The 26,882-nt window shown below is 58.3% G+C and carries 29 protein-coding genes; 17 read left to right on the top strand and 12 right to left on the bottom strand.

Translation table 11 applies throughout. The features are described 5' to 3' along the window. Positions 1 to 6 precede the first annotated feature (6 nt). Genes ACMUVN_RS28030 through ACMUVN_RS28010 form a run of 5 tightly spaced genes read left to right on the top strand, consistent with a single transcriptional unit; the run spans position 7 to position 4,440 of the window. Positions 7 to 1,011 carry an ABC transporter permease subunit gene (locus ACMUVN_RS28030; protein ID WP_018244875.1) on the top strand — a complete coding sequence of 335 codons (1,005 nt, stop codon included), beginning with the start codon at positions 7 to 9 and terminating at the stop codon, positions 1,009 to 1,011. A 9-nt stretch (positions 1,012 to 1,020) separates the two neighbouring features. Further along, complete coding sequence (locus ACMUVN_RS28025) at positions 1,021 to 1,911, top strand: ABC transporter permease subunit (RefSeq protein WP_063476360.1); 891 nt, start codon at positions 1,021 to 1,023, stop codon at positions 1,909 to 1,911. Next, the gene (locus ACMUVN_RS28020; protein ID WP_063476361.1) at positions 1,911 to 2,927 is read left to right on the top strand and encodes an ABC transporter ATP-binding protein; all 1,017 of its coding nucleotides are present in this window, start codon (positions 1,911 to 1,913) and stop codon (positions 2,925 to 2,927) included. The genes ACMUVN_RS28025 and ACMUVN_RS28020 overlap by 1 nt, the downstream gene beginning before the upstream one ends. Continuing rightward, positions 2,924 to 3,877, top strand: a complete 954-nt coding sequence (locus tag ACMUVN_RS28015) for a peptide ABC transporter ATP-binding protein (RefSeq protein WP_047613667.1) — start codon at positions 2,924 to 2,926, stop codon at positions 3,875 to 3,877. The genes ACMUVN_RS28020 and ACMUVN_RS28015 overlap by 4 nt, the downstream gene beginning before the upstream one ends. Positions 3,878 to 3,903: 26 nt before the next feature. Next, entirely contained in the window at positions 3,904 to 4,440 is a 537-nt protein-coding gene (locus ACMUVN_RS28010; protein WP_047613669.1) for a gluconokinase, read from the top strand. Here ACMUVN_RS28010 and ACMUVN_RS28005 read toward each other — a convergent pair. From ACMUVN_RS28005 to ACMUVN_RS27995, 3 genes are all read right to left on the bottom strand, one after another. Then, complete coding sequence (locus tag ACMUVN_RS28005) at positions 4,430 to 5,677, bottom strand: NAD(P)/FAD-dependent oxidoreductase (protein ID WP_414815770.1); 1,248 nt, start codon at positions 5,675 to 5,677, stop codon at positions 4,430 to 4,432. The two genes, ACMUVN_RS28010 and ACMUVN_RS28005, sit on opposite strands and share 11 nt — an antisense overlap. 75 nt (positions 5,678 to 5,752) lie before the next feature. Next, entirely contained in the window at positions 5,753 to 6,256 is a 504-nt protein-coding gene (locus tag ACMUVN_RS28000) for an isoprenylcysteine carboxyl methyltransferase family protein (RefSeq protein ID WP_047613672.1), read from the bottom strand. After that, a complete protein-coding gene (locus ACMUVN_RS27995) occupies positions 6,253 to 7,305 on the bottom strand; it encodes a type III polyketide synthase (protein ID WP_097622979.1) in 1,053 nt (350 codons plus the stop codon). Before ACMUVN_RS27995 ends, ACMUVN_RS28000 begins: the two co-directional genes overlap by 4 nt. A 168-nt stretch (positions 7,306 to 7,473) precedes the next feature. Here ACMUVN_RS27995 and ACMUVN_RS27990 point away from each other — a divergent pair, with 168 nt between their 5' ends. The 3 genes from ACMUVN_RS27990 to ACMUVN_RS27980 are packed head-to-tail and all read left to right on the top strand — an operon-like array spanning position 7,474 to position 9,463. Then, entirely contained in the window at positions 7,474 to 8,010 is a 537-nt protein-coding gene (locus ACMUVN_RS27990) for a tetratricopeptide repeat protein (RefSeq protein WP_047613675.1), read from the top strand. 47 nt (positions 8,011 to 8,057) lie between these two features. Then, positions 8,058 to 8,663: an RNA polymerase sigma factor gene (locus tag ACMUVN_RS27985; RefSeq protein WP_414815769.1), complete on the top strand. Its 606-nt coding sequence runs from the start codon at positions 8,058 to 8,060 to the stop codon at positions 8,661 to 8,663. Further along, positions 8,660 to 9,463, top strand: coding sequence for an anti-sigma factor family protein (locus ACMUVN_RS27980; RefSeq protein ID WP_047613677.1), 804 nt, complete (start codon positions 8,660 to 8,662; stop codon positions 9,461 to 9,463). The genes ACMUVN_RS27985 and ACMUVN_RS27980 overlap by 4 nt, the downstream gene beginning before the upstream one ends. Positions 9,464 to 9,584: 121 nt before the next feature. Here the strand turns inward: ACMUVN_RS27980 and rfbA are convergent, their stop codons facing one another. The 4 genes from rfbA to rfbC are packed head-to-tail and all read right to left on the bottom strand — an operon-like array spanning position 9,585 to position 12,975. Further along, positions 9,585 to 10,448, bottom strand: a complete 864-nt coding sequence (rfbA, locus tag ACMUVN_RS27975) for a glucose-1-phosphate thymidylyltransferase RfbA (RefSeq protein WP_047615275.1) — start codon at positions 10,446 to 10,448, stop codon at positions 9,585 to 9,587. Beyond that, a complete protein-coding gene (rfbD, locus tag ACMUVN_RS27970) occupies positions 10,445 to 11,338 on the bottom strand; it encodes a dTDP-4-dehydrorhamnose reductase (RefSeq protein WP_414815768.1) in 894 nt (297 codons plus the stop codon). Before rfbD ends, rfbA begins: the two co-directional genes overlap by 4 nt. Before the next feature lies 1 nt (position 11,339). Beyond that, a complete protein-coding gene (rfbB, locus tag ACMUVN_RS27965) occupies positions 11,340 to 12,395 on the bottom strand; it encodes a dTDP-glucose 4,6-dehydratase (protein WP_414815767.1) in 1,056 nt (351 codons plus the stop codon). Between the two features lie 13 nt (positions 12,396 to 12,408). Next, positions 12,409 to 12,975 carry a dTDP-4-dehydrorhamnose 3,5-epimerase gene (gene rfbC, locus ACMUVN_RS27960; protein WP_414815801.1) on the bottom strand — a complete coding sequence of 189 codons (567 nt, stop codon included), beginning with the start codon at positions 12,973 to 12,975 and terminating at the stop codon, positions 12,409 to 12,411. Between the two features lie 377 nt (positions 12,976 to 13,352). Here rfbC and ACMUVN_RS27955 point away from each other — a divergent pair, with 377 nt between their 5' ends. Next, the gene (locus ACMUVN_RS27955; RefSeq protein WP_414815766.1) at positions 13,353 to 14,264 is read left to right on the top strand and encodes a glycosyltransferase family 2 protein; all 912 of its coding nucleotides are present in this window, start codon (positions 13,353 to 13,355) and stop codon (positions 14,262 to 14,264) included. A gap of 145 nt (positions 14,265 to 14,409) precedes the next feature. Here ACMUVN_RS27955 and ACMUVN_RS27950 read toward each other — a convergent pair whose 3' ends face one another. From ACMUVN_RS27950 to ACMUVN_RS27935, 4 genes are all read right to left on the bottom strand, one after another. Continuing rightward, positions 14,410 to 15,684, bottom strand: coding sequence for an O-antigen ligase family protein (locus ACMUVN_RS27950; protein ID WP_183904500.1), 1,275 nt, complete (start codon positions 15,682 to 15,684; stop codon positions 14,410 to 14,412). A gap of 724 nt (positions 15,685 to 16,408) precedes the next feature. Then, on the bottom strand, positions 16,409 to 17,461 hold the full coding sequence (pseI, locus tag ACMUVN_RS27945) for a pseudaminic acid synthase (protein ID WP_414815765.1): 1,053 nt from the start codon (positions 17,459 to 17,461) through the stop codon (positions 16,409 to 16,411). A 284-nt stretch (positions 17,462 to 17,745) separates the two neighbouring features. Then, entirely contained in the window at positions 17,746 to 18,447 is a 702-nt protein-coding gene (pseF, locus tag ACMUVN_RS27940; RefSeq protein ID WP_414815764.1) for a pseudaminic acid cytidylyltransferase, read from the bottom strand. Next, positions 18,444 to 18,626: an SAF domain-containing protein gene (locus tag ACMUVN_RS27935; RefSeq protein ID WP_280949757.1), complete on the bottom strand. Its 183-nt coding sequence runs from the start codon at positions 18,624 to 18,626 to the stop codon at positions 18,444 to 18,446. Before ACMUVN_RS27935 ends, pseF begins: the two co-directional genes overlap by 4 nt. Positions 18,627 to 18,932: 306 nt before the next feature. Here ACMUVN_RS27935 and ACMUVN_RS27930 point away from each other — a divergent pair, with 306 nt between their 5' ends. Further along, the gene (locus ACMUVN_RS27930) at positions 18,933 to 19,844 is read left to right on the top strand and encodes a glycosyltransferase family 2 protein (RefSeq protein WP_414815763.1); all 912 of its coding nucleotides are present in this window, start codon (positions 18,933 to 18,935) and stop codon (positions 19,842 to 19,844) included. 107 nt (positions 19,845 to 19,951) lie between these two features. On the opposite strand, the gene ACMUVN_RS27925 is transcribed toward ACMUVN_RS27930, so the two are convergent. Continuing rightward, positions 19,952 to 20,386 (bottom strand): GNAT family N-acetyltransferase, encoded by a 435-nt coding sequence (locus ACMUVN_RS27925; RefSeq protein WP_414815762.1) that lies wholly within the window; start codon positions 20,384 to 20,386, stop codon positions 19,952 to 19,954. A 543-nt stretch (positions 20,387 to 20,929) separates the two neighbouring features. Here ACMUVN_RS27925 and ACMUVN_RS27920 point away from each other — a divergent pair. From ACMUVN_RS27920 to ACMUVN_RS27890, 7 genes are all read left to right on the top strand, one after another. Then, positions 20,930 to 21,967: a hypothetical protein gene (locus ACMUVN_RS27920; protein WP_414815761.1), complete on the top strand. Its 1,038-nt coding sequence runs from the start codon at positions 20,930 to 20,932 to the stop codon at positions 21,965 to 21,967. Positions 21,968 to 21,974: 7 nt separating this feature from the next. After that, on the top strand, positions 21,975 to 23,402 hold the full coding sequence (locus ACMUVN_RS27915; RefSeq protein ID WP_414815760.1) for a class I adenylate-forming enzyme family protein: 1,428 nt from the start codon (positions 21,975 to 21,977) through the stop codon (positions 23,400 to 23,402). A 1-nt stretch (position 23,403) separates the two neighbouring features. Then, positions 23,404 to 24,210: a hypothetical protein gene (locus ACMUVN_RS27910; protein WP_047613693.1), complete on the top strand. Its 807-nt coding sequence runs from the start codon at positions 23,404 to 23,406 to the stop codon at positions 24,208 to 24,210. Then, positions 24,207 to 24,863 carry a cyclase family protein gene (locus ACMUVN_RS27905; protein WP_047613695.1) on the top strand — a complete coding sequence of 219 codons (657 nt, stop codon included), beginning with the start codon at positions 24,207 to 24,209 and terminating at the stop codon, positions 24,861 to 24,863. The genes ACMUVN_RS27910 and ACMUVN_RS27905 overlap by 4 nt, the downstream gene beginning before the upstream one ends. 14 nt (positions 24,864 to 24,877) lie before the next feature. Then, on the top strand, positions 24,878 to 25,135 hold the full coding sequence (locus tag ACMUVN_RS27900) for an acyl carrier protein (RefSeq protein ID WP_047613696.1): 258 nt from the start codon (positions 24,878 to 24,880) through the stop codon (positions 25,133 to 25,135). Further along, positions 25,132 to 25,917, top strand: a complete 786-nt coding sequence (locus ACMUVN_RS27895; RefSeq protein WP_047613697.1) for an AAC(3) family N-acetyltransferase — start codon at positions 25,132 to 25,134, stop codon at positions 25,915 to 25,917. The genes ACMUVN_RS27900 and ACMUVN_RS27895 overlap by 4 nt, the downstream gene beginning before the upstream one ends. A 79-nt stretch (positions 25,918 to 25,996) precedes the next feature. Beyond that, positions 25,997 to 26,689, top strand: a complete 693-nt coding sequence (locus ACMUVN_RS27890) for a class I SAM-dependent methyltransferase (protein WP_047613698.1) — start codon at positions 25,997 to 25,999, stop codon at positions 26,687 to 26,689. Positions 26,690 to 26,882 lie beyond the last annotated feature (193 nt).

Genomic DNA, 26,882 nt, shown 5'->3' with positions numbered 1-26,882 from the left:
CCTGCTATGTTGCGTTTTTTCATCGGCCGCCTCGCGGTGCTGATCCCGACGTTTCTCGGCGTTTCGCTCATTGCCTTCTCGTTCATCCGCCTGATTCCCGGTGATCCGGTCATGCTTCTGTCGGGTGAACGTGTCATGGCGCCGGAACGTCACGCCCAGATCATGCACGATCTCGGCTTCGACCGGCCCATATATGTGCAGTATTTCGATTATATCGTAAAAGTGCTGCACGGCGATCTCGGCACCTCGATCGTCACCAAGCGGCCCGTTCTCGGCGAGTTCTTCACTTTGTTCCCGGCAACGCTGGAACTTTCGCTCTGTGCCATCATCATCGCGGTCTGTCTTGGCGTGCCCGCCGGCGTCTTTGCGGCCGTCAAGCGTGGCACCTGGTTCGATCAGAGCGTGATGGGTGTTGCCCTCATCGGTTATTCCATGCCGATCTTCTGGTGGGGTTTGCTGCTGATCATCTTCTTCTCCGGCTATCTCGGCTGGACGCCGGTTTCCGGTCGCATCTCACTGATGTATTTCTTCAAGCCGGTCACCGGCTTCATGCTGATCGACAGCCTGCTGTCAGGCCAGAAGGGCGCTTTCGCCTCGGCCGTCAGCTATCTCATTCTGCCGACCATCGTGCTGGCGACCATCCCGCTCGCCGTTATCGCCCGCCAGACGCGTTCGGCGATGCTCGAGGTTCTGGGCGAGGATTATGTCCGCACGGCGCGCTCGAAGGGCCTGAAGCCGCTGCGCGTCGTCGGCGTGCATGCGCTGCGCAATGCGATGATCCCAGTCATTACCACGATCGGCCTGCAGATCGGCGTCCTTCTTGCCGGCGCCATCCTCACCGAGACGATCTTCTCCTGGCCGGGCATCGGCAAATGGATGGTCGATTCGGTGTTCAAGCGCGATTATGCCGTGGTCCAGGGTGGCCTTCTCCTGATCGCCGGCGTCATCATGCTGGTCAATCTGATTGTTGATGTTCTCTACGGCTTCATCAATCCGCGCATTCGTCATTAGGAGCGGTTCATGAGCACCGTCACCGTCAAAACCGGTCAGCCATCCGCTGTTGCGGAGTTCTGGCATTATTTCTCTCGCAACAAGGGCGCCGTCATCGGCCTCGTGGTGTTCACCATCATCCTGGTCGTCGCAGTCCTCGCACCGCTCTTTGCGCCACATCAGCCGAACGAACAGAACCGCGCGGTGCTGCTCGCCGTGCCGGCCTGGATGGAGGGCGGTAGCGCCTCCTTCCCGCTCGGAACGGATGCCGTCGGCCGCGATATCCTCTCGCGCCTGATCTATGGCGCGCGCTTTTCGCTCTTCATCGGCGTCGTCGTCGTCACACTTTCGGTCATCTGCGGGGTGCTGATCGGCCTCATCGCCGGATATTTCCGCGGCAAGGTCGACACCGCGATCATGCGCCTGATGGACATCATCCTGGCCTTCCCGTCGCTGCTGCTCGCGCTCGTGCTGGTGGCCGTCCTGGGGCCTGGCCTCACCAACGCGATGATCGCGATTTCGCTGGTCAATCAGCCGCATTTCGTGCGCCTGACGCGCGCCTCGGTCATTTCAGAGCGCGAGAAGGAATATGTGATCGCCTCGCGTGTCGCCGGTGCCGGCACCTTCCGGCTGATGTTCAAGACGATCCTGCCGAACTGTCTGGGGCCGCTGATCGTTCAGGCGACGCTCGCCTTCTCGGCGGCGATTCTCGATGCCGCCGCCCTCGGCTTTCTCGGCATGGGCGCCCAGCCACCGACACCGGAATGGGGTACGATGCTGGCCGAATCCCGTGAGTTCATCTCGCGCGCCTGGTGGGTGGTGACATTTCCGGGTCTTGCCATTCTCATCACCGTTCTCGCCATCAACCTGATGGGCGACGGCCTGCGCGATGCGCTCGATCCCAAACTGAAGAGGTCGTGATGTCGCTCCTCGAGATTGAAAATCTGACTGTCGAATTCCAGACCTCTTCCGGTCTGTTCCGCGCCGTCGACGGCGTGTCGCTTGCCTGCGACAAGGGCGAAATCCTGTCGGTCGTCGGTGAATCCGGCTCGGGCAAATCCGTTGCCATGCTGGCGCTGATGGGGCTTCTGCCCTGGACAGCGAAGATCACCGCCGACCGTCTGCAGTTCGACGGCAAGGATCTGCGCGGCATCTCCGCCCGCCAGCGCCGCAGGATCGTCGGCAAGGATATGGCGATGATCTTCCAGGAGCCGATGTCGAGCCTCAATCCGTGCTTCACGGTCGGCTTCCAGCTCGGTGAGACCCTGCGCTTTCATATGGGCCTCAACCGCAAGGAGCGCCGCCAACGCTCGATCGAGCTCTTGAATCTCGTCGGCATTCCGGCGCCGGAAGACCGCCTGTCGAACTTCCCGCATCAGATGTCCGGCGGCATGAGCCAGCGCGTCATGATCGCAATGGCGCTCGCCTGCAATCCGAAGTTGCTCATCGCCGATGAGCCGACGACCGCGCTCGACGTGACGATCCAGGCCCAGATCCTCGATCTGCTCGTTCGCCTGCAGAAGGAGCAGGGCATGGCGCTGGTGCTGATCACCCACGACATGGGTGTCGTCGCCGAAACCGCCGAGCGCGTGCAGGTGCAATATGCCGGCCAGAAGGTCGAGGAGCAGCCGGTGAGGGCGCTGTTCCGCGATCCGCATCATCCCTATACCGCAGCCCTGCTCGCGGCCCTCCCGGAACGCGCCAAAGTCGGCCAGCGCCTTCCCTCGATCGCCGGTGTCGTGCCCGGTCAGCACGGTCGCCCGACAGGCTGTCTTTTCGCGCCGCGCTGTGGCTTCGCCACGGTCGAATGCGATCGCGGCGTCGTTCGTCAGGGGCCGGAGTTGGGCCTGGCGCTCTGCAACTATCCTTTGAAGGACGGCAAGCCGCTCGGCCATCCGGGCGTGATGGCCGTTGAAACTGCAGGAGACCTCGTATGACGGATGCTGTTCTCGAGGGCAGGGATCTCGCCCGCTTCTACACCGTCAACCGTGGTTTCTTCAAAGCCGACGCCACCGTCAAGGCGCTGAACGGCGTCAGCTTCAGCCTCCATTCCGGCAAGACGCTCGCCGTCGTCGGCGAATCCGGCTGCGGCAAGTCGACGCTCGCCCGCCTGGTCACCATGATCGAGGATCCGACGTCAGGGCAGTTGCTGATCGACGGCAAGCCCGCCAATGTCGGCGACCGCAGCCTGCGCAGCCAGGTGCAGATCGTCTTCCAGAATCCGTACGGCTCGCTCAACCCGCGCCAGAAGGTCGGCTCGATCCTCGAAGAGCCACTGAAGATCAACACCGATCTCAACGCCGCCGCCCGCCGCCGCAAGGTGGAGGAGATGATGGCGCGCGTCGGCCTGCGTTCGGAGCATTATGGCCGTTATCCCCACATGTTCTCAGGCGGCCAGCGTCAGCGCATCGCCATTGCCCGCGCCCTGATGCTGCGGCCGAAGGTGCTGGTGCTCGACGAACCGGTCTCGGCGCTCGATCTGTCGATCCAGGCGCAGGTGCTGAACCTCTTGATGGACCTGCAGAAGGAGATGGGTCTTGCCTATCTCTTCATCTCGCATGGCCTGTCCGTCGTCCATCATATCGCCGACGAGGTGATGGTGATGTATCTCGGCCGCCCGGTCGAAACCGGTCCCGCCGCCGAGGTCTTCGCCAGGCCACGCCATCCCTATACGGCCGCCTTGCTGTCGGCCACGCCGATTGCCGATCCCGACCGCGAGAAGAGCCGCATCCGCCTGCAGGGTGAGCTGCCGTCGCCGTTGAAGCCGCCGTCGGGCTGCCACTTCAATCCGCGCTGCTGGAAGGCGCAGGACCATTGCCGCCAGGTTTCTCCCGAATTAAGGGGAGAGGGCGAACAACAATATGCCTGTCACTTCCCGCTCGATTGAGCGGGAAACATCGATTGGGAGGAATCATGTCGGAGCAGATGAACAAACCCCATGCGATCATCGTCATGGGGGTCAGCGGCTGCGGCAAATCCTCCGTCGGCGAAAAGCTCGCCGAGGCCCTGCACCTGGCCTTCGTCGAAGGCGATGCGCTTCATCCGGCCGCCAATGTCGAAAAGATGTCGAAGGGCATTCCGCTGACGGATGAGGACCGGATGCCCTGGCTCGACCTAATCGGCGAGGACATGCAGGCCTCGCTTGACAAGAGCGAGGGCATCATCGTCTCCTGCTCGGCGCTGAAGCGCGTCTATCGCGACCGGCTGCGGGCGGCTGTCGGCGGCAATCTGTTCTTCGTCTATCTCGAAGGCTCCAAGGCGCTGCTGACGAAGCGGATGGGCGAGCGCAAGGGCCATTTCATGCCGGTCTCGCTGCTCGAAAGCCAGCTGGCGACGCTTGAGGTGCCCACGGGCGAGCCGGGCGTCGTCACCGTCGATATCGACGACACGGTGGACGGCATCGCGGCGACCGCTCTCAAAGGTCTCGCTGCTCTCGGCATCACGGCTTGAAACGCTGCGGCGAATAGGCCGCAATATCGATGAACGGCGTCTCGCCGGTGATGAGTTCGGCAAGCACGCGGCCCGTCACCGGCCCGAGCGTCAGCCCGTGATGGGCATGGCCGAAGGCAAACCACAGCCCCTGATGGCGCGGCGCCTTGCCGATAACCGGCATCATATCGGGCGTGCAGGGGCGAGCACCCATCCAAGGCTCGGGATCGAGCCGCCTGCCGAGCGGGAAGATGGTGCGCGCGACGGCTTCGGCACGGTCGAGCTGGACCGGCGTCTTCGGCGCGTCGAGCGTTGCAAACTCCGCCCCGGTCGTCAGGCGGATGCCGCGGTTCATCGGCGCCAGCAAGTAGCCGCGTTCGGCATCGAGCATCCAGTTGTTGAGCACGGCATCGCCCTCGGCGGCATAATGCATGTGATAGCCGCGTTTGACCCCGAGTGGGAGGGAATAGCCGAGCCGGCGCGTCGCAACGGCCGCCCAGGGGCCGAGCGCTATGACGGTATCCTCGGCTTCGAGCGGACCCTCTGTCGTCATGATCTTCCAGCCGGAGCCGAACGGACCGAGCGAGGCGGCATCCCCGGTGACGAAACGGCCGCCGAGGCTTTCGAAATAGTGGCGATAGGCCGATGTCAGCGCATGCGGGTCGAGCACCGACCAGGGGTCGCGCCAGCGGATAGCACCGGCGAAATCGCCGGAAAGATCAGGTTCCATGCGGGCGATATCGGCCGGAGCCAGGCTGTCGTACTCCACCCCGAATTCATTCTGCCAAAGTGCTGCCTCCGCAAGAGCCGCGTCGCGCTTGGCCTGCGTGCGGAAAAGCTTGATCCAGCCATCCTTGCGGATCAACGCTTCAGCCTGCGACGCTTCGATCAGGTCCTTGTGTTCGGCAATCGAATTTTCGATCAGCGGCGCATAGGCCCGGGTGATGAGCGCGTGGCGGCGCGCATTGGAGTTCCACCAGTAGCGGGCGAGAAAGGCGATCTGGCTCGGCAGCGTGCGCAGGTGATAATGCGCATCGATGCGGTTATTCAGCGCATAACGCAGCAAAAGCCCGAGCTGCTGGGGAAAGCCGTAAGGCGCGACACCTTCGCGCTGGATCAGGCCGGCATTGCCGAAGGAGGTTTCGTTGCCCGGATCCTTGCGGTCGATCAGCGTCACCTGCCGGCCGCGCCGCTGAAGATGGATGGCCGTGGAAACCCCGACGATGCCGGCGCCGAGCACGATTGCGTTCTTCGTCATTTCCCCTGCATTCCGCTTTGTTTATCGGGGTGAAAATGCCCGTGCCGATGATGCGGCGCAAACGAAAAATCGCATTCATTTCAAAATCATTGCGCTTTTCAGTGCGGCATTTTCAGCCTTCACGCGGACATGGAGGATAAGCGCGTTGAGCAGCGAAAAGACGATCGCGTAAAGCGGCAGGCCGAAGGCGAGGGGAAGGGCGGCGATCTCGCCAATGACGATCGCGTAATTCGGATGGCGCAGGAAACGATAGGGCCCGGATCGGACGAGCGGCGCACCAGGCAGGATGACGATGCGTGTCGTCCAGCGGCCCTTCAGCGTCGCCAGCACCCAGAGCCGCAGCACCTGCAGCCCCATGAACACGACAAACCAGAAGAACTCGACCGGCCTGCCCAGTGCGAGCAGCCACAGGCCGATGATCCAGCCGGCATGCAGCGCCACCATGGCGGGATAGTGCTCTGCTGCCACCTCTCTGGCGCCTCTGGCGAGAAGGGCGGCGGTGTTGCGCCGGGCGAGCACGAGCTCGCCTAGCCGCTGCAGCGTCACGAAGGCCAGAAGCGCGATCGATGGCCACATCATGCCACCCTCCGCAGCGTCACGCAGCTCGCCGAAAAGCCCGGCCCCATGGCGATCATCGCGGCACGCTCCGGCAATCCGGCGCGGATCGCCCGTTCCAGCACGAACAGGATGGTGGGCGACGACATGTTGCCGTATTCGGCAAGCACGGCGCGCTCGTGATCGAGCGTGCCCGGCGCCATCGACAGCGCGCTTTCCATCGCGGCCAGCACCTTCATGCCGCCGGGATGACAGATGAAGCGGCCGATATCCTCCGGCCTCAGCCCGTTGCGCGCCAGAATGGCCGTCACTGCCGGCCCGAGCTCTCTCTCGGCAAAGGGCGGCAGCGATTGCGCCAGCACGATGCCGAAGCCGCCATCGTCGATCTTCCAGCCCATGATATCGAGCGTGTCGGGAAAGAGATGTTCGCCTGTTGATTCCACTTCCGCCAGCCCGTCTCCGCCCGCACGCAGCACGCAGGCGGCCGCGCCGTCGCCGAAAAGCGCTGTCGCGATGATGTTCGGCCGCGTCAGCTCGTCCAGCCGGAAGGCCAGCGTGCAGAGCTCGATCGAGACGAATAGCACGACGGCACCCGGCCGGCTTTGCGCCAGCCGCGAGGCGATCGCAAAGCCGGACACGCCGGCCGCACAGCCGAGCCCGAAGACCGGCACGCGCTCGATATCGGCCCTGAAACCCATTCTGCGGGCAAGCTGCGCATCGAGGCTCGGCGTCGTAAAACCGGTGGAGGACACGGTCACGACACAGTCGACATCCCCGGCCTCAAGCCCTGCCTGGCGAAGAGCCGAGCTGGCAGCCTCGACGAAAAGCCCGCCCGCCACCTCTGCATAGGCCTGCATCCGGTCCTGCCAGCCATGCGGCTCGTCGAACCAGGCAAGCGGCCGCGCCGCATGGCGCTTTACGATGCCGGCGCTATCGAAGACGCGGGCAAGATGGCGGAAATCCTCGAAACGGTCGGCAAACAGCCGGGCCGAGGCTTCGACCGCCTGTTTTTGCAGAATGACATGTTCGGGTGCGGCGACGGCGAGGCTGACGAGTTTCACGGTATCGGTCACGGAATTCTCCTTGTCGTTCCCGGCGGAACGGAAAACACGCGGCCCGACGATTTATTCGGCCTCGTCGGCTTCACGAAGCAGTGATGGAGAAAATGGAGACGTCGGCGAATAAAGCCAGATGCAGCGGTGTTCTCTCCTCGCAACGTCACTTCTAGAGGAATTTCTCCCATGACGATCATGACAGCCCGTATCGCTTCCATCCTTGTCGGCGGCTGCCTTGCCGCTTCTGTTCTCTCCGGTCCGGTCTTTGCCGTCGGCGATGACAGCAGCACCACGCCCACCTGCAAGAAGGGCGAGATCTACGACCAGAAGGCCAAGAAATGCGTCAAGCAGCAGAGTGCCAACGTCTCCGACGAGAACCGTGCCGACTATGCCTATTCGCTTGCCAAGGCCGGCCGCTATGAGGAGGCGCTTGCCGTGCTCGACACGGTCAAGGATCAGAACACGGCCGAAGTGCTGAATTATCGCGGTTATGCCACCCGCAAGCTCGGCCGCACCGACGAAGGCATCTCCTATTATCTGCAATCGGTGAAGATGGACCCGCAATATGCCAAGGTCCGTGAATATCTCGGCGAAGCCTATGTCATCAAGGGCCAGCTCGATCTCGCCAAGGAGCAGCTGAAGTCAATCAAGGCGATCTGTGGCACCACTTGCGAGGAATATCAGGATCTGAACGCCGCAATCCTCAACCCCTCGAAGATCTGATTGGGAAGCCACGGGCAGGAAGATGGAAGCACGGAAGGGATGTAAGAATGTCGGTCGCGCGCACCCACTTTCCTGCCTATAGTCGCGCGAGAATGGAATCGCCGGTTCATCCGGCGGTTCCGAAAGATGTTGGATCGGCGGAGGCGGCCATCGCGAGTGAAGCGGATATCAGGAGCGGCCTGACGGAAAATCTGGCAAGGCTCTGGCGTTATGGTCTCGTTCTCTCGCATCAGCGCGATGTCGCCGACGACCTGGTGCAGGCGACCTGCCTTCGCGCACTGGAGCGCGCCGACCAGTTCATCCCCGGCACCCAGCTTGACCGCTGGCTGTTTTCGATCCTGCATTCGATCTGGCTGAACGAGATCCGCTCTCGCCGGGTGCGTCAGGGCCAGGGTTTCGTCGATGCCGGGGAGACGCTGACCTTCGACGGCGCCCACGACACCGAAACGCATGTGATGGCGGGTCAGGTGTTGAGACAGGTGAACGCACTGCCCGAGGCGCAGCGGACGGTGGTTTTCCTCGCTTATGTGGAAGGACTTTCCTATCGCGAGGTTGCAGGCATATTGGATATCCCGATCGGAACCGTGATGAGCCGGCTGGCGGCTGCCCGCGCCAAGCTCTCCGGCGCCGGATCGGAAGGGGGACGGCAATGAACACCAAACACACCATTCCCTCCGACGAGGACCTGACCGCCTTCATCGACGGCGAACTGACGGCCGAAGAGGCTGCGCGCATCGAAGCCCTCGTCAGCGAAGATGAACACGTCGCCGAACGGCTGGAATTCCTGGCGCGCGCCAGCCTGCCGTTCAAGCAAGCCTTCGCCCCGCTGCTCGCCGAAGCCCCGCGTCAGAAGCTGGAGACGATGCTCGCCGCCATCCCGGCGCAGCAGCGCGCAAAATCCGCTTCTGCACTGACATTCGACAGCCGTCGCCGGTTCCTCGGCGCGCTCGCCGCCTCGCTCATTGCCGGCATCGCGATCGACCGCGCCGTCATCGGCATCGGCGCACGCCTTTCGGCAAAGGACGAAAACAGCGAATGGCGCAGCGTGGTCGCCGACTATATCTCGCTCTATACCCCGGAAACCCTGGCCGGCCCGGTGCCTGCCCGGGAGGCCCAGGCCGCCCAGCTCGGCCCGCTTGATGAGAAACTCGGCCTCTCGCTCTCCCCCGAAGCCGTCGCGCTTCCGGGCATCGATTTCAAACGCGCGCTGCTCTTGCAATATGACGGCAAACCGCTCGCCCAGGTCGCCTATCTCGACCCTGAAACCGGCCCAATGGCGCTGTGTATCGTCACGTCGAATGCCGGGCCCAAGGCGCCGGATCTCGAAAGCCGCAAGGGGATGAATGTGATCTATTGGTCGAATGCGACGCACGCCTTCATGCTGATCGGCCGCATTTCGGCCGACCGCATGAAGGAATTGGGAGAGGACGTCAGGAGGAGACTTTCAGCCTGACTGTTAAAGAGCGTCGCAATTTTTCAGATTCGCTCTTTAGCTTTTTGTTTTCCGCATTCCGTTATCGCAAGGCCGCCCTGCACTCTCGCGCGGCATGCCTATTTCACCGGACCGCAGCTATTTAATCCATCAGGCCGCGCAAATATTGGCCATAATCGCCTTTGCCCGCTTTGGCGGCAATCTGGGCGAAGTGCTCCTTGGTGATGAAGCCTTTGGCCAGCGCGATTTCCTCCGGGCAAGCGATCTTGAAGCCCTGGCGTTTTTCGAGCGTGCGGACGAATTCGCCGGCCTCGAGCAGGCTTTCGGGCGTGCCGGTATCAAGCCAGGCATACCCGCGGCCCATCATCGAGACGCGCAGCTTCCCCCGCTCCAGATATGTCCTGTTGACATCGGTAATCTCGTATTCGCCGCGCGCCGAAGGCTTCAGATTGGCTGCGATATCAACGACGTCGGCATCGTAAAAATAAAGGCCGGTGACAGCCCAGTGCGATTTCGGCTTCGCCGGCTTCTCTTCAATCGATATTGCAGTCATATCGCTGCCGAATTCGACGACACCGTAACGTTCGGGATCGTGCACATGATAGGCAAATACGGTCGCGCCATCACCCTTTGAGACACCCTCTTCAAGCAGTTCGGGCAGCCCGTGGCCGAAATAGATATTGTCTCCGAGGATGAGACAGGATGGTCCGCCCGCCACGAAGTCTGCGCCGATAATATAGGCTTGGGCCAGTCCATCGGGGCTCGGCTGGACAGCATAGCTCAGAGACATGCCCCAATCGCTGCCATCACCCAGCAACCGCTGGAAAAGCGGCATATCGTGCGGGGTGGAGATGATCAGAACCTCTCTGATGCCGGCCAGCATCAAGGTGGTCAGCGGGTAGTAGATCATCGGCTTGTCATAGATCGGAAGCAACTGCTTCGAGACCGAATGAGTCATCGGGTGCAGGCGAGTACCGCTGCCCCCCGCAAGCACAATACCTTTCATACGGCCTCCTTCGGCTCTTCCAAGAGCTTTGTCACAACAGTTCGCGTCGATACCTGCCACTCCGGCATGCTGACGCCATAAAGGCGCTTCAACTTATCGCAGCACAATCGGGAATTGGCGGGCCGCTTCGCGGCTGTGGGGTAGTCGGCGGTCGCAATGTCCCTGACGATGACACGCCTGCCGGTCTTTTCCTCGAGAATGGACAAAATATATCGAGCAAACTCGGCCCAGTTCGTTTCGCCGCTGCCGGCCAAATGAAAAACGCCCCGCAAGTCCGGGCTAGAGTCGCTTGACAGTCTGGCCGCTATTTTGACGATAGCTTCGGCGATGTCGTTGGCGGAGGTCGGGCAACCCAGTTGGTCGCTCACGACGCTCAGCTCGTCTCGCGTCTCCGCAAGCCTGAGCATGGTTTTCACGAAGTTATGGCCAAATGTCGAATAGACCCAGGCCGTCCGTAGGATCACATGGTTCTCATTGGCTGCGGCAACCGCATATTCGCCTTCGAGCTTCGATCTGCCGTAGACGGATACCGGTCCGACCGGGTCGCTCTCGACATAGCGTTCGAGCTTGTCTCCATCGAACACATAATCGGTCGAGAGATGGATGACGGGAATGGACAGCTCGGCAGCTGCGGCAGCGATGGCTCCTGCGCCGTCTCGATTGATGGCGAACGCCGCCGCCTCGTCGCTTTCGGCTTTGTCGACGGCAGTGTAGGCGGCCGACGACACGACGAAGTCGGGTTTGAGCTTCGCAATGGTTTCACGCACCATAGAAGGCGCGAGCAAATCCAACTCGGGCCTGCCGATGGCGATGACCTCGATGTCAGGCGCCTTCAGCGCTTGCAACGCAGACGTGACCTGGCCGCTCTTGCCTGTTACCGCGATGCGCATCTCACACCTTTTTCAACACGCCAAGGCGTTCACCGGAATACACACCCTCGCGCAGCGGCTGCCACCACCATGCATTTTCCAGATACCAGTCGACGGTCTTGCGGATGCCGCTGTCGAAATTCTCCAGTGCTTTCCAGCCGAGTTCAGTCTCGAGCTTGGTCGCATCGATAGCGTAGCGGGCATCGTGGCCCGGCCGATCGGTAACGTAGCTTATAAGATCACTATGCGGCGCATGTCCTGGCCGGACTTCATCCATGATCGCGCAGACACGCTCGACGACATCGATGTTCCGCCGCTCGTTGCGCCCGCCGACATTGTATTTTTCGCCGAGACGGCCCCGTTGCACGATCAGCCACAGCGCTCGTGCGTGATCGTCGACATAGAGCCAGTCGCGAATGTTGGAGCCGCTTCCGTAGACGGGCAATGGCTTCCGTTCCAGCGCATTCAATATGATGAGGGGGATGAGCTTTTCCGGGAAATGAAAAGGACCGTAATTGTTCGAACAGTTGGAAATGATCACCGGCAGGCCGTAAGTCCGCTCCCACGCCGTTGCCAGGTGATCGCTGGCCGCCTTGGATGCGGAGTAGGGAGAGGACGGATCGTAAGGCGTCGTCTCGGCAAACAGCCCGTCTTCACCCAGCGAACCGTAGACTTCGTCGGTGGACACATGCAGCATCCTGAACGCCGCCTTTTCGTCCGCCGGAAGGCCTTGCCAATATTGCCGCGCAGCCTCCAGCATGCTGAAGGTGCCATTTATATTCGTTTCGATAAAATCCGCCGCCCCGGTGATCGACCGGTCGACGTGGCTTTCCGCCGCCAGATGCATGACGTAATCGGGACGAAAATCCTCGAAAGCGCTGCTGACCGCGCTTCTGTCGCAAATGTCGGCTTTGAGAAACCTGTAGTTCGGAGCATTCTCGATCGCTTTCAGCGAGGCGAGATTGCCGGCATAGGTCAGCTTGTCGATATTGAGGACGTCGGCGCCGACCTCACTGACGAGATAGCGCACCAATGCCGAACCGATGAAGCCAGCGCCACCTGTTACAAGAACACGCATGAGGCCCTCCGTTTTACGAAAATTGAAAATATGCGGGGAGTTCGGAAAGCAATGGCTGTTTGTTGTCCTTATCAGAAAGAACGTAGGCATCCATCTGCGGCCACTCGATCCCGATCTCGGCATCGTTCCACCGCAGGCCGCGGTCATGTTCGGCGCTGTAGGGAGCCGTGACCTTGTAACTGATGATGGTATCCGGCTGCATAGTTATGAACCCATGCGCAAATCCGGCCGGCACCCAAAGCTGTGAGCCATTCTCCGGCGACAGTTCTGCAGAGACCCACTTTCCGTAGGTCGGAGAGCCATGCCTGATATCGACGGCCACATCCAGCAGCGCGCCGCGCAGGCAGCGCACGAGCTTGCCTTGGGCGAAGGGAGACAGCTGAAAATGCAATCCCCGAACGGTCCCCGGTTGCGCTGAAAGAGACTCATTGTCCTGCACGAAAGAAACGTCGGCCACGTTAGTGCGGAACCAGGAATCTTTGAAGACTTCGCTGAAATAGCCCCTCGAGTCACCGAATCTGGCGGGAGTGATCCTTTTAACGTCCCCGATCCCCAGTTGTTCTACATTCAATGCATACATCCTTGCATTAGGCTCGATCGCTGGATTGTGACAGCAACCAACGCCGGCAATATAGCCAATCGTGCTGCTGAGCACATACCGCGCCGGGGCCGGGACAGCAAGATGAGAATCCAGTTCTGCCAGCGGATGCGTGAAAGGTGCCGGCTCGCCTCTATCCGAGACGGCAAGGTGCCTTTGGAGTGGCATAACCGCTGCTGCCAGCGAGAATTCACGCCCGACATGCTTTGAATTTCAGTTGGCGCTTGGCAGAGGTGACGATCATGCTTTATGGCGCACGCTGGCACATCGACCGCATGGGGTTGCGATATGTGTGGTGAAACAGCGGATCGACAAATCGCCGGGCGCCCCGTTATACGAGCTGGATCGGAGTTATTCAGTTGATAGAAATTCTTTGCGCGACCTATAATGGAATGCGCTATCTTCGGGAGCAGATTGCATCCATTGAGGCGCAGACGCTCACCGACTGGCATGTGACGTTCTTCGACGACGGCTCAACGGATGGTACCGTCGAAATGCTCGAAGCTCTGGTTGCAAAGGACGCGCGCTTCCGCTTGATACGAAATCCCGTCAATCTCGGCTTTTGCGGTAACTTCCTCAACAACCTTTCGAATCTCAAAAATGCTGACGCTTATGCGTTCTGCGACCAGGATGACATTTGGTATCCGGAAAAACTCGAACGTGCGTTCGACTGGCTGTCGCGGATCGACCCTGGCACACCGGCAGTTTATTTCGCTCGGACCGAAATTGTCGATGAACAACTCAATCATGCAGGAATGTCGCCCGAGTTCAAACTCGAACCAAGTTTTCGCAACGCCCTGGTCCAGAGCATCGGTGGAGGCAACACCATGATGTTCAATCAGGCGGCAAGGGATCTTGTGGTCAACACATTGCCGAAAACACGTCTCATTTCCCACGACTGGTGGTTCTATATTGTTGTGGCAGGCTGCGGCGGCGTGGTCCGATACGATGCGGAACCGGTGTTGAAATACCGCCAGCACGCCACCAACCTGGTTGGCGCCAACAACGGTATCTCAATGCAAGTCGCCAGATTGTGGATGGCTTTTCGGGGGCAATGGCGTGCGTGGAACACGGCTCACGAAGAGGCGATCAAGACCTTCGAGGATCGTCTTACCCCCGAAAATCGCGCCGCTTTCCAGGCTTTTCAGCGGGCTCGCAACGGTGGTTGGCCCTTTGAGCGATTGTCGGTGCTCAAGCGAACCGGGATAAAGCGCCAAAGCACGCTCCAGACCAAATTTCTTCCCATCCTCGCTCTCCTGAACAGATTGTAGGCGTAGCCTCCTTATCTTCGGCTTCGAAGGAAGCAGGCCTCTTGAGGCAGGTAAACGCAACGTCGCGTTCAAGTTAGAAGGCACAGCGATATCGACCTTGTTGTCTCTGAGCGAGAGACGTCGATAGCAGTCACTGGATCGAGATTTAGCCGCGAACGACGGGCGCAAAGCCTGTGCTGCCGCGATCCGCACAAATGAGGGCGACGAGGTAGGCGAAGATCGGATCCAGAGCCTTCTGATTGAACATGATGCCAAAGCTGCCCGTGATCACGTAGCTGCTGACGAGCAGAAGAGCGAGCGCGATGGAGATGTCCCTGCCCGGCCCCGCTTCCTTTCTCCACGCGCCTATCACGGGCGTCATGAGCATCAGGCAAAGCGCTGCAATGCCGATAACGCCGGCGTCGATTCCCGCGGTCAGAAAGCCGTTGTGGACATGCGAGAAGGGCAACTGCGGCCTTATGTTATCGGGGAGTTCCGCCAGGACCGAAGCCATCCGGTTTTGCGGGCCATAACCCGTCAACGGGTCCTTACGGATTGCCGATAGCGCGCCTTTGTACAAAGCGATCCGCGCGCTGAGCGATGTGATCTCGCCGTCGCTGCGTTCGAGTGTTGTCAGATCTCCCTGGAGCGCCTGGATGCGATCGAGGATTTGGCCGCTGCCCAAGGCGACAATTCCCGCCAACAGCAGGGAGCCGGTAATGGCCAGGCTGCGCAAACTCAGATGGAAGCTGTGTTTGCGAAAATACCAGAGAAAGATGACGATATGGACGGGAATGACCAGCCAGGCTGAGCGCGTTCCCGAAAGCAGCACGCAGCCGAGACCCGCTGCATATCCCAATATCGCAATTCTTTGCTCTACGCTTCTGGGAGATTGAACGTTGAGAAGCGCAATGCCGCCGAAAAGAACGCCTATGACTCCGAGGAGTGCAGCGTTCGAAGTTCCCGCCTCTGCCCTCGGCATCAGAAAGATGATCTGCAGCAGACTGAAAAGAAAGGTCAGGATCATGCCGATGCCGGCGCCGAGGATAAAGAGTGGCACGAGACGGCCATCGGGAGAGTGGCGCATCCGCGGCAAGATCAGCCAGACCGAAAAGAAAGGCAGGAGCCGGAATATCCAGTCCAGTTCCTCGGAGTAAGGTGGATTGATGAATATGCTCGCGATCATCACCAACGGGTAGATCGACATGCCGATGGCAACCAGTCGGTCGGATCTCGAAAGGTTCAATGCAAGTCGGCCTGTCGCCAGACAATAGATGCCCCACACCATGGACGCGAGGAGGATGAAGGAGTTGAAGTTCGACGAAAGTCCTGGAAGGATTGCAAAGGCAAAGACCGCAATGCGGTTATTTCGGTCGAGCGAATCTCCCGTCCCATTCTCGGGACCAAGAACCGCTATTTTGAGTTGTCTGAAGTAATTCAATTTGCCGGTCCTGACCGTGCCCACGCTGCCTCGCTAAGGATCGTGGTCACCGCTGTCAAGCTGTGGATGTCGGTGCAATCTATGGCTTTATTCAACGTTGTATTCCGGCAACAGGAAGTCTGGATGAACGTGTTTCTATTCGATGATGGGCGGAAAGCGTATGCGACAATTGGGCCAGCTTTGCCAGAAAACACGCCTGAGGTGCGCTTGATTTGAAAAAATTGATCGTCAAACCGCATGATCGATGTCCTGCCAGATCGACAGGCCACGGTCCTCTGAAAAGCCGCAGATCGACAGTGGCGATGGGACAGTCGAGGCAGGCCGCCGACCGAGAGCATCGAAGGTTCTTGCCCCAGCTTTTCGCAGATGTGCCTTGAGCTTTGCGCCAAGGAATGGGTCTGCCTTGCAACGCCGCCGGGAAAGGTCGTAGCCCTCTCCAGGCGTGATCGCGTATCGGGACACAAAGCGATAGCTAGCATGGCATTCGATCTCGGGAAAAACCCTTGTGAGCAAGTGGATCAAATCTGCTCGTAGACGCTTCCGTTGTAGAATGGATGAGCAGTCCTGAGACCCTGATAGATCGCTTCGTCGTCGCCTGGCGCAATCCCCTGGAACGTCGAACGGCGCGAATTCGCCGTTTTGCGGTCTGGTCTGATGGGACCGGAAGGCTGGGGCCTACCGATCGCGCTGTTTCGGGAACGGTACGCCGACCTTGAGCAAATCGCTAATCCAAATCCTTCCACGTCAGAGGCTGGCCTCGGCTAAGGTCGTGTGCAGCCTTTCTGCCGATGACGTCCGGAAGATGCTTCGGCGGCATGCCATATCCCGGGCGGATCGAACGAACGTGAGCGTGGGTGATTGCTTCACCAGCCTTGACGTCTTGCACGACGAATAATGACCGGCGGAATTTCTCGCTTCCGCGTTCACTTTTGGAGAGGTTATAGCTGACTGACCCAAGGGCCTCCCACGCACTGCGGCAGTCAGAAACAAGTCTGGCGAGTTCATCGGGCTCTAGCGAGAAAGAAGAGTCCGGTCCACCGTCATCTCGTGACAAGGTGAAGTGTTTCTCAATGACGCGGGCGCCAAGGGCAACGCTGGCGACAGCTGCGGCGGTACCGGGAGTATGATCCGACAACCCGCCGATGACCTGGAATGCTTCCTTCATGTGCGGGATCGTTCGCAGTCTCGCATCGGTGAACGGAGCGGGATAAGCGCTTGTGCAGTGCAATAGAATAATTTCGGAAGTTCCGTTGTCGCGTGCCGTCTGCACGGCCGCCTGGATTTCTGCGAGATCGGCCATGCCCGTCGAAATGATCATGGGTTTTCCGCGTCTCGCGACCGCAGCCACCAATGGCAGGTCGATAACTTCGAATGAGGCAATCTTGTAGGCCGGAGCGTCAAGGCCTTCGAGAAGCTCGATTGCGGTTTCATCGAAGGGCGTCGAGAGCGGGATGATACCTCTGCTTCTAGCATGTGAAAACAATTCGGCGTGCCATTCATATGGGGTGAACGCCTCGCCATAGAGATCGTACAAAGTGCGCCCATCCCAGAGGCCGCCGCTTATTCGGAAATATTCATTGTCGACGTCAATGGTCAGTGTGTCGGGAGTATAAGTCTGGAACTTCACGGCATCTGCGCCACATTCGGCCGCAACATCGATCGACTTCAAGGCGCGGCCGATATCTCCCAGATGGTTGGCGGAAAGCTCGGCAATGATAAATGGTGGTTGGTCATCCGCAATGCGGCGACCAGCAATAGAGATCTCATGTTGCGTCATCTGCGATCCTTGGAGTTTTGCTCTCATAATTACCCATGCATATTCGTCAACGCAACTCGGTGTTCGAGACGATGACAGCGACCCCAGCTTCGGCAAAGCGGGCTCTGTGCCGCGATCGCGGAAGCACACGATGGGTGGTGACGCGAATTATTCTGTTACCAGGTACGAAGTCAGCGGCTTTGCCCGATCGCATAGAGCAGCAGGCAAAGCCGATAATTTTACGGTTATATTTGTAAGGCTCGTGGATGCCGCGACGATTGGAGAACAGGTGGAGGCGGGGGCCGTTATCCGAAGAGCCTCTCGTGTTTATATTCGGCAATCGCCCAATCTTCCTCGGTGTCGATATCCTGCATGCGGTCCGCCGGTACCACGATCGACCCGGTGTTGCTGCCCATAAGCATGTGAGTGCGCAGGAAGGCCTCAGTTCGGAACCAGTACCACTGACCTACGTCATGGTAAGCCGTCGGCAAATCCTGGCTACGGACATTGAGGTTTTCTGGGAAATTCAAAAGCACCCTGCCTGCCGCGTCCCGCCCCAGCGATCGCCAGATCGGGTAGGAAAAGGCTGCGATCGGCATCACGACGTCGAAATCGCTGTCCTCGAGGCGTGCCCGTCCGGTGGCCAGGTCTCCGCCCTGAACAAACGGCGCGGTCGGATAAAGACAGCAGCCCAGGGTGTAGTTGCGCCCAATCTTGCCGAGTTGCTGGAGTACCTCTGCGAGGACATCGGCGGTCGTTGCGTGGTCGTTGGACGTACGAGCCGACCGCAGGAAGGGCACCTCAGCTCCCGCCGCGCGGGCGACGTCCGCGATCTCGTCGTCGTCGGTCGAAACCAGGACCGAGTCGAAAGCGCCGGACATCAAAGCAGCCTCAATCGACCAGAGAAGCATCGGGCGACCGCGGAAAGGACGAATATTCTTCCGAGGAATGCGCTTGCTGCCACCGCGGGCCGGAATGATGCAAACGGCGTTCGAGCCCTCGTTCAAGCCTCGAACCCACCCTCGATCATTGAGGCGTCAAGGGGCTTCCCGAAAGCGATGTCGCGCGCGGCACGCCGGCCGAGCAAGGTATCGAAATGCTTCGCTTTCATGCCGAAGCCGGGGCGGATCGATCGCAGATTGACGTCGGTAAACATTTCGACCTTTCTGACAGGCTTGCGCTGCAACTACTGGGCCGCTCCATCAATCTCAGCACTGGCGGCACGTGCACTGTGACAAACGGATGTAATAGCCATACCGTCTCCTATTAGCGTCAACATATTCGCCTATGCAATCGCTATTCCTATGCCGATGCGGCGGATTGCCGTTCAGTTTCGTGAGCCGTGAAAGATTCTGCGCACCGCAAAATTCCGATACTCTTTTGGTCCTGCCGATAATATGAAGCACGGCGAGCGGCATGCTTGCGCGTTCCGCAATGCAATGGCCCGCGCAGTGACTGCAAGATTGAAGAACCAGTCGAGGATATGCCCTTTATGATAGCTGAATCGGCTTTGACGGATAAGCCTCGGACGGTCGCAGTTATCGTCACATATCAGCCTGATCCCGAAGCGCTGTATCCGCTTATAGAGAGCATCCGCACCCAAGTTGATGGTATCTGTCTGGTCGATAATGGCGACGGGACGAAGCTTCCTTCGTTCGTGTACGACTTCAATATCGAGGTCATCTGTCTGGGCGAGAATTACGGCATCGCCTACGCGCAAAATGTTGCGATCCGCCGAGCCGAGGCGCGGGGTTGTGAATACATCCTGCTGTTGGATCAAGATAGCGTGCCTGCCGCTGGAATGGTCCGGCAACTCATAACCGCTCTCGAAGGCTTGAAGGAAAGGGGGATTGCGGTAGCGGCTGTGGGGCCGAGCTATCTCGACCATCGCCAAGGCGAAACGGCGCCTTTTGTATATCGACAAGGGCTGAAGCTTAAGAGGCGTCCCAGGTCGGAGCAAGAGGAAACATGCAGTGCCGATTTTCTGATTGCCTCAGGCTCTCTTATTCCCGTCGCCGTCTTCAAGAGAGTTGGTCATATGGAGGAGGGGCTATTCATTGATTATGTCGATATCGAGTGGGGCCTGCGTGCCAAGGAAAAGGGTTTTGGCTTATTTGGCGTGAACGATGCCTTCATGGAACATTCGATGGGGGACGAATGGATAGATTTCAACGGCCGCAGCGTCCCGGTTCATAGCCCTTTGAGGCACTATTATGCGGTTCGCAATGCTGTCTGGCTCATCCGGCGGCGATGGATCGGCTGGGCATGGCGCTTTATATTGGCTCTGCGCATTTTCCGTCAGTTCGTCTTTTTCAGTGTGTTTGGGGTTAAGAGGTGGCACCATTCGAAGATGATGCTTCTAGGAATCTACCATGGCCTGATCGGCCGAACGGGTCGATTGTGATCGGCTCCTTCAGGTGGTCCCCGATGATCGAAACCGGCTTCGCTGCCATGGACTTCACGCCCGAGCAGATCGACGCTTTTTTCCTCGCTGCCTCGAAACTTTGACGATTATCGGGAGAAGTACAGGACGTCGCCGTCTCTCTTGAAAAGGACCATCCCGGCAGCAACGGCAACTTTCGCAGAGGCTATGTTGTCGGCCTTTACTTTAGCGCGGACTGTGTGTGTGTGGGCTGTTTCATCAGCAGCCAGCTGAACCATGCGTTTCGCCAATCCGCGCCCGCGAGCATCAGGGGCAACCGTCCAAGATAGCTCTGCGGTTCCATTCGGCTCGCGGTCTACCCTGACGGTTCCGACCGGGATTCCATCCTCCTCGGCAACAAGGAGGCTCCTAGCGGTATTGTTGAGCGTAGCCGTGAGCCACGCCACATGAGAATCATACTCGATCTCTCCGGTGGAGATGCTAGCCGCTCGTGTGGCAAGGTCGTTTCGCCAATCGAAAAGCGCCTTCGCGTCGGAGATTGTTGCCTTACGAAGTATCAACACAGTGGCCCGTCCCTTCGATTTAGCCGCCAATGCAAGCGGGACTCGTCATCAACATTCCACACCAGACCCTAGGACAGACCGCCCCATTGTAGAAGGGTGTGATTCCCTCAGTCTTTCAAAGATAGCATCATCATCGCCAGGCTTGAGGCCGTCGCAGGTCGAGCGGAACGCCGCAAGTGATTTTGCCTCGGAGGCTTCCAGGGCAGCGCTCATCTCGCTCTTTGCTGGTAAGACCTCGACCTAAATTGTTGGGCCGCCGGGTGCTTAAGCGTAGCCGAGCTGCGCACCAGCTACGTAGCTTGGCGTGCCTTAAGCACACATCCCTTGTTGAGTGTTAGAGGACTATTCAAATGCCGATTGTGCTGATGAAAGGCTCTTCGGCGGGCTTGGCCGAGCGCGCTCATAACCGCAGGAATTCGGCTCGGACGGCCCAAAGAAGGGGACACCTCACTGTTAAATGCTTGATCCCGTCAATACTAAGGACGTATGTAGTGGCTCCAAAGCTGTCCAAGCCGCTGGCATCGGCTGTCTGAGAAGGCCTCAATGAAATTACTGGATACAACCCTGCGCGATGGATCGTATGTGATCAATTTCGGTTTTGATCGCAAGCAGACGGCGGACATATGTCTGGAACTTGATGAAGCAGGTGTTGACTTTATCGAAGTTGGACATGGTGTTGGTCTCAATGCCTCCAATAGGGGGCAAGGTGAAGCCAGGGAGACCGATGAGATCTATATGGCGGCCGCATCTGGAGCGGTAAGAGACGCTAAATGGGGGATGTTTGCGATCCCAGGCATATGCGATCTTGAACACCTTGATGCCTGTATTGATTTTAAAATGGGATTCTTGCGTTTTGGCGTCTCAATAGATGCCTATAAAAAGGCGGTCCCTTTTATCGAAAAAGCCAAGGCAGCCGGTATTATCGCCTGCGTCAACTTTATGAAGTCCTATTCAAGGCCGCCAATTGTCTTCGAAGAGGCTGCGCGCTATGTCGTTGCTGCGGGAGCAGACTATGTCTATATCGTTGATTCCGCAGGCAGTATGGTTCCAAAAACTGTCCGGCAGTACTGTGAGCGGATTAAGGATCTGCCATTCGGCTTCCACGGCCACAACAATTTAGGCTTGGCGGTGGCAAATGCGCTGGAAGCCGAAGCCTGCGGCGCCGCATTGGTCGACACGTCGCTACAGGGAATGGGCCGCTGTACCGGAAACACGATGACAGAGCATTTCGTGGCCCTGATGCATCGTGAAGGTAAATTGGTAAATCTCAATCTCATGCGCCTGCTTGATGCGGCGGAAGAGCATGTGCGGCCGCTTTTAAATCAAGTGGGTCATGACAGCGTCGATCTGGTGTGCGGTTATTCCGGATTTCATTCGAGTTATATGCACGTGATTAGACGCTATGCTCTCAAATATGACGTAGATCCGCGTCTGCTGATCATCGCGGTCTGCCAGGAGAACCAGTCGGATGCGCCCGATGCTCTGGTGGAGCAAAAGGCCATGGAATTGAAGGACCATAGCGCGACGAAACATCACTTTACCCTCAGCCAATATTACGGACGCGAGCAGGAAAATCTCTGAGGCGGCAATGTCGAAACTGATAGACCGCTATTTCGAGCGCTTTCGCGAGCTGGAATATCCAATCCTTATCGATATTGCTGGCGATCGGCGACGTGAAGTCGCGGGAACAGAACTCGTTCCGATATTGGATCGGTTGGCATCGCTGTTGGGGCAAATGGGTATCCACCCCGGAGATCGTGTCGTCGCCGTAGTGGATAACACTCTTGAAGCTGCCTTGCTGCTGCTGGCTGCGATGCGTCACGGCATTACGCTCTGCATGCAGCCGGCCGATGCAAGCCCTGCCGACGTCGAGAAGGCGGCCCGCTTGGTCGGGGCGAAATCCACAGTGAATGCCACGGGGAAGACCGTATGCAACACCGAAGCCTGGCGCCTGGATGATTTGCCGGCGGTTGAGAAAGTGCCAGTGGACGTTAGGCCCGGAACCCCTCTCACAGTCACATTCACCAGCGGATCGACCGGCGCACCCAAGGGAATCGTCCATGCCGCCGAGAGTTTCCTCGCTTGCGCGGACGCCTTCAACCGGCAGACCAGCATTACGAATAAGGATCGCTTCTTGAATGTCATGCCCATGTATTACATGGCAGGAATATTTAATGGCATTCTTGCACCGCTTCAAGCTGGCGCGGCGGTGGTCATAGATTCCGCATTTTCGACGGGGACTGCCCTTAAATTCTGGCGAACCGTGGCGGAAAACGAAGTATCGGCTTTATGGCTCTCGCCGACCATGTTGTCGCTGGCGACAAAGTTGGATCGTGGAGACAAGCAACTTCCCAAAGCATTCCGGAGGCTTTTCGTCGGTACAGGCGCGATGCTCAAGTCCGACGCCGAGACATTTGAATCAACTTATGGACTGGCTCCGCTTCAATCCTATGGGCTCTCGGAGCTTCTGTATGTTTCGGTCGACGACGCAGAATCGCCGTGCTTCGGGACTGTCGGTTGCCCTCTGGAGGGAGTTGAAATTGCGACCGGCGATTCTGGAACCCTTGCCATCACAACGCCGTACGCATTCTTGGGCTACCTCGAAGATGGCAGGGTCAGAACTCCGCAACAACCGTTCGTGACAAGCGACATCGCCAGCTACGACAACAACCGCCTTTCGATCCTTGGACGCAGCGACGATGTGATATTGCGTGGCGGCGTCAATGTGAATCCTTTTGAGGCAGAAGCTTATCTATCGCCTCTCTTTGGCCAGCGATCCTTCTGCTTGATCGGACTGGCCGACGCGATGCTCGGTCAGAAAGTCATTCTCGTCTTGGAGGAAGTAGCCCGCCCGCAAGGGGCAGATATTCTTGTCAATGCCCAGAGGCTGATGCGCGAAAAAGGCGGGAGGGTACAAATAGACGGCATCGCTTATGTCGCGACCTTTCCGATAGGGCCTACGGGAAAGATTCGGCGGAAGGACCTCCGGGAGATGCTTGCCGAGGAAACGATTTGAGATGCTTATCCTGGGCCTTAGCCACATCGCACTGAATACCCCGGATATTGAGCGTTCTACCTCGCGTCTTGCCCTGCTCGGATATACGACGCGGTTTGACGAACCCGATCTCGAAAACCACCCGACGAAGTCCGCGCTCCTCGAGCGTTACCAGCGAAGGCATCATATCCGCTCACTTGGCGCTCCGGGCGGGATGAGCATTGAACTTCTGGACCATGGGCACACAGGGGGAATGCAATCAGCAGACCTCATTCCGGTTTTTCAGTCTCCCGAGCCTCTTGCCGGATGGCAAACTCTTAGCCCTGACTGCTTACCGCTGACCCAGGAGGCTTGGAAGCGACTAGAGGCTACGCTGAATGCTCCGCTTGAAGTCTTTTATGACCCGGAGCTTATGCTCATCTTCGTGTGGTTCAGCGAAGGCGGAGCATCCGGCCTTTTCGCATGTCTTATGCCGAGCCTCAATGTTGATGCGTCAAAAGAGATTCTCTCGTCGCTGCGATTTCGTCCCGACGCGGCATCCGGCCTGTGGTCGTTGTTGAGTCCAATTCCAGCCCTGCAGGCCAGGCTCTTGCCGATTGAATACTGCGATCATCCGAACTGGGTATTGCGCTCACCTCTGGACGCGGCGGGCAGTCCGTGCATCGCGCTTGTGGCGCGGGGCTCCGGGCATTCTCATCTTCCCATGCTATCTGCGCTGGGGGGGCACAGCGAGTCCTTCGCGCTTATGGTGAACAATAGATCATTGAAAATAACGCTTGTCCGGTCTGAGCATGGACCGGTTATTGAGTTGGTGGAGCCGATCACATGATTATTGACCTGACTATGACTCTGCGGGAGGGTATCATGACTTTTCCCGTACACTGGCACCCTGTTGTGGAAATTACCCAATTGGGACGTTTCGAGGTCGAAGGGCGGGAAACGCGCAAGATCGTTTTGGGCACGCACACCGGCACGCATGTCGATGCGCCCCGTCACTTTGTGCCCAAGGGTGAGACGATCGAAAATACCGACCTCGATATCTACTATGGCCCGGCTCGGGTGCTGGATTTCACTCATCTTCCTGACAAGACCGAAATCACCCGGGAAATGCTTGTTGAACGTATCGGACGGGATTTCCCATCGCGTATTCTGTTTCGCTATGATTGGGAACGGCGTCTCGATAGCCTGAAATATTACAGCGACCATCCCTATCTGAGCGAGGAGGCCTGCGAGTGGATAGTGGAAAACGGCATTCGTCTGGTGGGCTTCGACGCACCTATGCCCGATGACCCGCGCAACGGCCGCGGAAGCGACCGCGACTCTCCCAATCATACGATCCTGTTGGGAGCAGGAGTCGCCATTCTTGAATATCTCGTCAATTTGTCTCAAATTCCGACCAAGGACTTCATCTTATCGGCATTGCCGCTCAAGATTGAAGAAGGCGATGGCGCCCCCGTGCGCGCTATTGCCATTGTCGAATAGCAAGGGTTCCAACAGTGACGGATCTGACCGAATGGGCATGTGCCTTCGTTGAGCAAATCGATCCGAGCTTTTCGGGGCTCGGTAAAGAAGCAAAGCTCGGTGAAAATCTCTTTACCTCGGGGCGTCTCGATTCCATGGCGCTCATGAATTTACTACTCGAAGCGGAGGCGCAATTCGGCTTCACATTTACACCCGAGGCGTTTCAGGATCGACGCCTTCAAACCATTCGAGGTTTGGCCGAGGTCGTCGAGAGCTTGAAAAGCGCAGCATGATTACCAAGGGCGATATTATTGAGGCCCTGCGGTCTGCGGGGCTGACCGCAGGAATGACTGTTTTCAGCCATGCCAATATAGCGTTTTTCGGCCCGGTAGCCGGCGCCGCGAATATGTCCGAGCTTATCGATATCATGCTCGCCGCGTTTAAGTCCGTTCTTGGACCGGACGGGACCCTTGTTCTGCCTGTTTTTACCTATTCGTTCAGCTCCGACAAACAGGATGGCATTTTCGATCTTCAGAAGAGCGTTTCAACGACCTCCGGGCTGGGCAACTGGCTAATCGCAAATGGAATGGGGCGCCGTTCCGCCGACCCGATGCTTTCTGTTGTGGCTCTCGGTGGTTCAGCTGACAGTCTAACGCGCGATATTGACCCGATCTGCTTTGGTCCCCGCAGTATCTGGGCACGGCTGTACGAGGCCGATGCGACTATATGCAATCTGAATCTCGATAGCGGCTCTACCTACCTGCATTGGGTGGAACGCGAGCTGGGCGTCGCCTATCGCTCAGATATCCCGATGATGGGAACGATTATCGACCATGGTAGGCCGCGCGCTGCGAAAATCGTCTACACCGGCCGCTCACTTGCCGATCCAAATGCCGTTCCAAAATTTGAGCATTATCACAATGCATCGGTCGCCGCCGGCCTGTCGAAGATAGTGCCGCTCGGGCGCGGACAGATTGTTGCGCAATCATGTCGAAAGGCACGCGATTTTCTCGGCGAGTTGCTTGAGAGGAATCCTTATATATTGACCGCTCGGCACGAGAAGCTGGTCGTTTGAAAACTATGGCGTCGATGCTGGGCAGATGAGGCTGCAGCGACGGCTCGGTCGCACGAGATTCATATGAATGGGGGTTGGAATGGGCTATGATTCAAAAAAGGCCTGGGGTGAGCTTTATTCGGGCGATAGTCCGATCGCTTACCCCGCGGAAGGCGTAATAAGGATATTCAAGGGGACGTTCCCTGCGCTGACGATGCCGCGCGATCACGCTAACCTCTCCATTTTGGATATGGGCTGCGGCGACGGCAGACATCTGCCATTCCTAAGCGGACTAGGCTTCGATGTCTGCGCAGTCGAGGTCAGCGAGACAATTTGCAGTACGCTGCGCAGACGGATGGAAGCCTACGACGTGAAAGTAGACATCCGCGCCGGTCATGCGGGTTCCCTGCCATATGAGGATTCGTATTTCGACCGTCTACTGACGTGGAACAGCTGCTACTACATGTCATTGAGCGGCCCAAGGTTTGGCGCCCACGTCGCGGAGATGGCCAGGGTGTTAAAACCCGGCGGCTGGATCGTTGCGTCTCTTCCAAAGAAAACCAGCTTCATTTTTCAAGATTCGACGGTGAGTGACACAGCCGGCTATCGCATCATTGCGAACGACTATTTCGGTATGCGCAATGGCGAAATCATGCGCTGCATCGAAGACCGTGCCGATCTGGTCGAGTCTTTTGAGGCGAAATTCGAAAACTTCTGCCATGCTGATCTCGACATGGAGTGGTTTGGATTGCCCTATCACTGGCACGTCTTTTGTGCGCAGCGAAAGGTTTGACCCCGTCCAATGAGAAAAGTCGGCCAGGAGACGATTAGTCGGTGCCATCGGCAACGTGGGCTTTTGCAAAAATTGCGATGCCGGGGTACTGTTCCGTTGAGGAAGATGAGAGCCAGTTTATCCAGGATAGCTGACTTTTTCCGACGTATAAACTTTGATCTTCGTCTAAAGAATACGTCTTCTTCGGATATTA

This window comes from Rhizobium sp. IY2, from assembly GCF_047532935.1.
GTDB classification, from domain to species: domain Bacteria; phylum Pseudomonadota; class Alphaproteobacteria; order Rhizobiales; family Rhizobiaceae; genus Rhizobium; species Rhizobium anhuiense.
This window is presented reverse-complemented; position numbering and strand designations above follow the sequence as displayed.

Bases quoted from the DNA above. Each gene is read 5' to 3' on its own strand.
- ACMUVN_RS28030 (WP_018244875.1), top strand. From the start codon at position 7: ATGTTGCGTTTTTTCATCGGCCGCCTCGCGGTGCTGATCCCGACGTTT.
- ACMUVN_RS28025 (WP_063476360.1), top strand. From the start codon at position 1,021: ATGAGCACCGTCACCGTCAAAACCGGTCAGCCATCCGCTGTTGCGGAG.
- ACMUVN_RS28020 (WP_063476361.1), top strand. From the start codon at position 1,911: ATGTCGCTCCTCGAGATTGAAAATCTGACTGTCGAATTCCAGACCTCT.
- ACMUVN_RS28015 (WP_047613667.1), top strand. From the start codon at position 2,924: ATGACGGATGCTGTTCTCGAGGGCAGGGATCTCGCCCGCTTCTACACC.
- ACMUVN_RS28010 (WP_047613669.1), top strand. From the start codon at position 3,904: ATGTCGGAGCAGATGAACAAACCCCATGCGATCATCGTCATGGGGGTC.
- ACMUVN_RS28005 (WP_414815770.1), bottom strand. From the start codon at position 5,677: ATGACGAAGAACGCAATCGTGCTCGGCGCCGGCATCGTCGGGGTTTCC.
- ACMUVN_RS28000 (WP_047613672.1), bottom strand. From the start codon at position 6,256: ATGATGTGGCCATCGATCGCGCTTCTGGCCTTCGTGACGCTGCAGCGG.
- ACMUVN_RS27990 (WP_047613675.1), top strand. From the start codon at position 7,474: ATGACGATCATGACAGCCCGTATCGCTTCCATCCTTGTCGGCGGCTGC.
- ACMUVN_RS27985 (WP_414815769.1), top strand. From the start codon at position 8,058: ATGTCGGTCGCGCGCACCCACTTTCCTGCCTATAGTCGCGCGAGAATG.
- ACMUVN_RS27980 (WP_047613677.1), top strand. From the start codon at position 8,660: ATGAACACCAAACACACCATTCCCTCCGACGAGGACCTGACCGCCTTC.
- rfbA (WP_047615275.1), bottom strand. From the start codon at position 10,448: ATGAAAGGTATTGTGCTTGCGGGGGGCAGCGGTACTCGCCTGCACCCG.
- rfbD (WP_414815768.1), bottom strand. From the start codon at position 11,338: ATGCGCATCGCGGTAACAGGCAAGAGCGGCCAGGTCACGTCTGCGTTG.
- rfbB (WP_414815767.1), bottom strand. From the start codon at position 12,395: ATGCGTGTTCTTGTAACAGGTGGCGCTGGCTTCATCGGTTCGGCATTG.
- rfbC (WP_414815801.1), bottom strand. From the start codon at position 12,975: ATGTATGCATTGAATGTAGAACAACTGGGGATCGGGGACGTTAAAAGG.
- pseI (WP_414815765.1), bottom strand. From the start codon at position 17,461: ATGACGCAACATGAGATCTCTATTGCTGGTCGCCGCATTGCGGATGAC.
- ACMUVN_RS27930 (WP_414815763.1), top strand. From the start codon at position 18,933: ATGATAGCTGAATCGGCTTTGACGGATAAGCCTCGGACGGTCGCAGTT.
- ACMUVN_RS27920 (WP_414815761.1), top strand. From the start codon at position 20,930: ATGAAATTACTGGATACAACCCTGCGCGATGGATCGTATGTGATCAAT.
- ACMUVN_RS27915 (WP_414815760.1), top strand. From the start codon at position 21,975: ATGTCGAAACTGATAGACCGCTATTTCGAGCGCTTTCGCGAGCTGGAA.
- ACMUVN_RS27910 (WP_047613693.1), top strand. From the start codon at position 23,404: ATGCTTATCCTGGGCCTTAGCCACATCGCACTGAATACCCCGGATATT.
- ACMUVN_RS27905 (WP_047613695.1), top strand. From the start codon at position 24,207: ATGATTATTGACCTGACTATGACTCTGCGGGAGGGTATCATGACTTTT.
- ACMUVN_RS27895 (WP_047613697.1), top strand. From the start codon at position 25,132: ATGATTACCAAGGGCGATATTATTGAGGCCCTGCGGTCTGCGGGGCTG.
- ACMUVN_RS27890 (WP_047613698.1), top strand. From the start codon at position 25,997: ATGGGCTATGATTCAAAAAAGGCCTGGGGTGAGCTTTATTCGGGCGAT.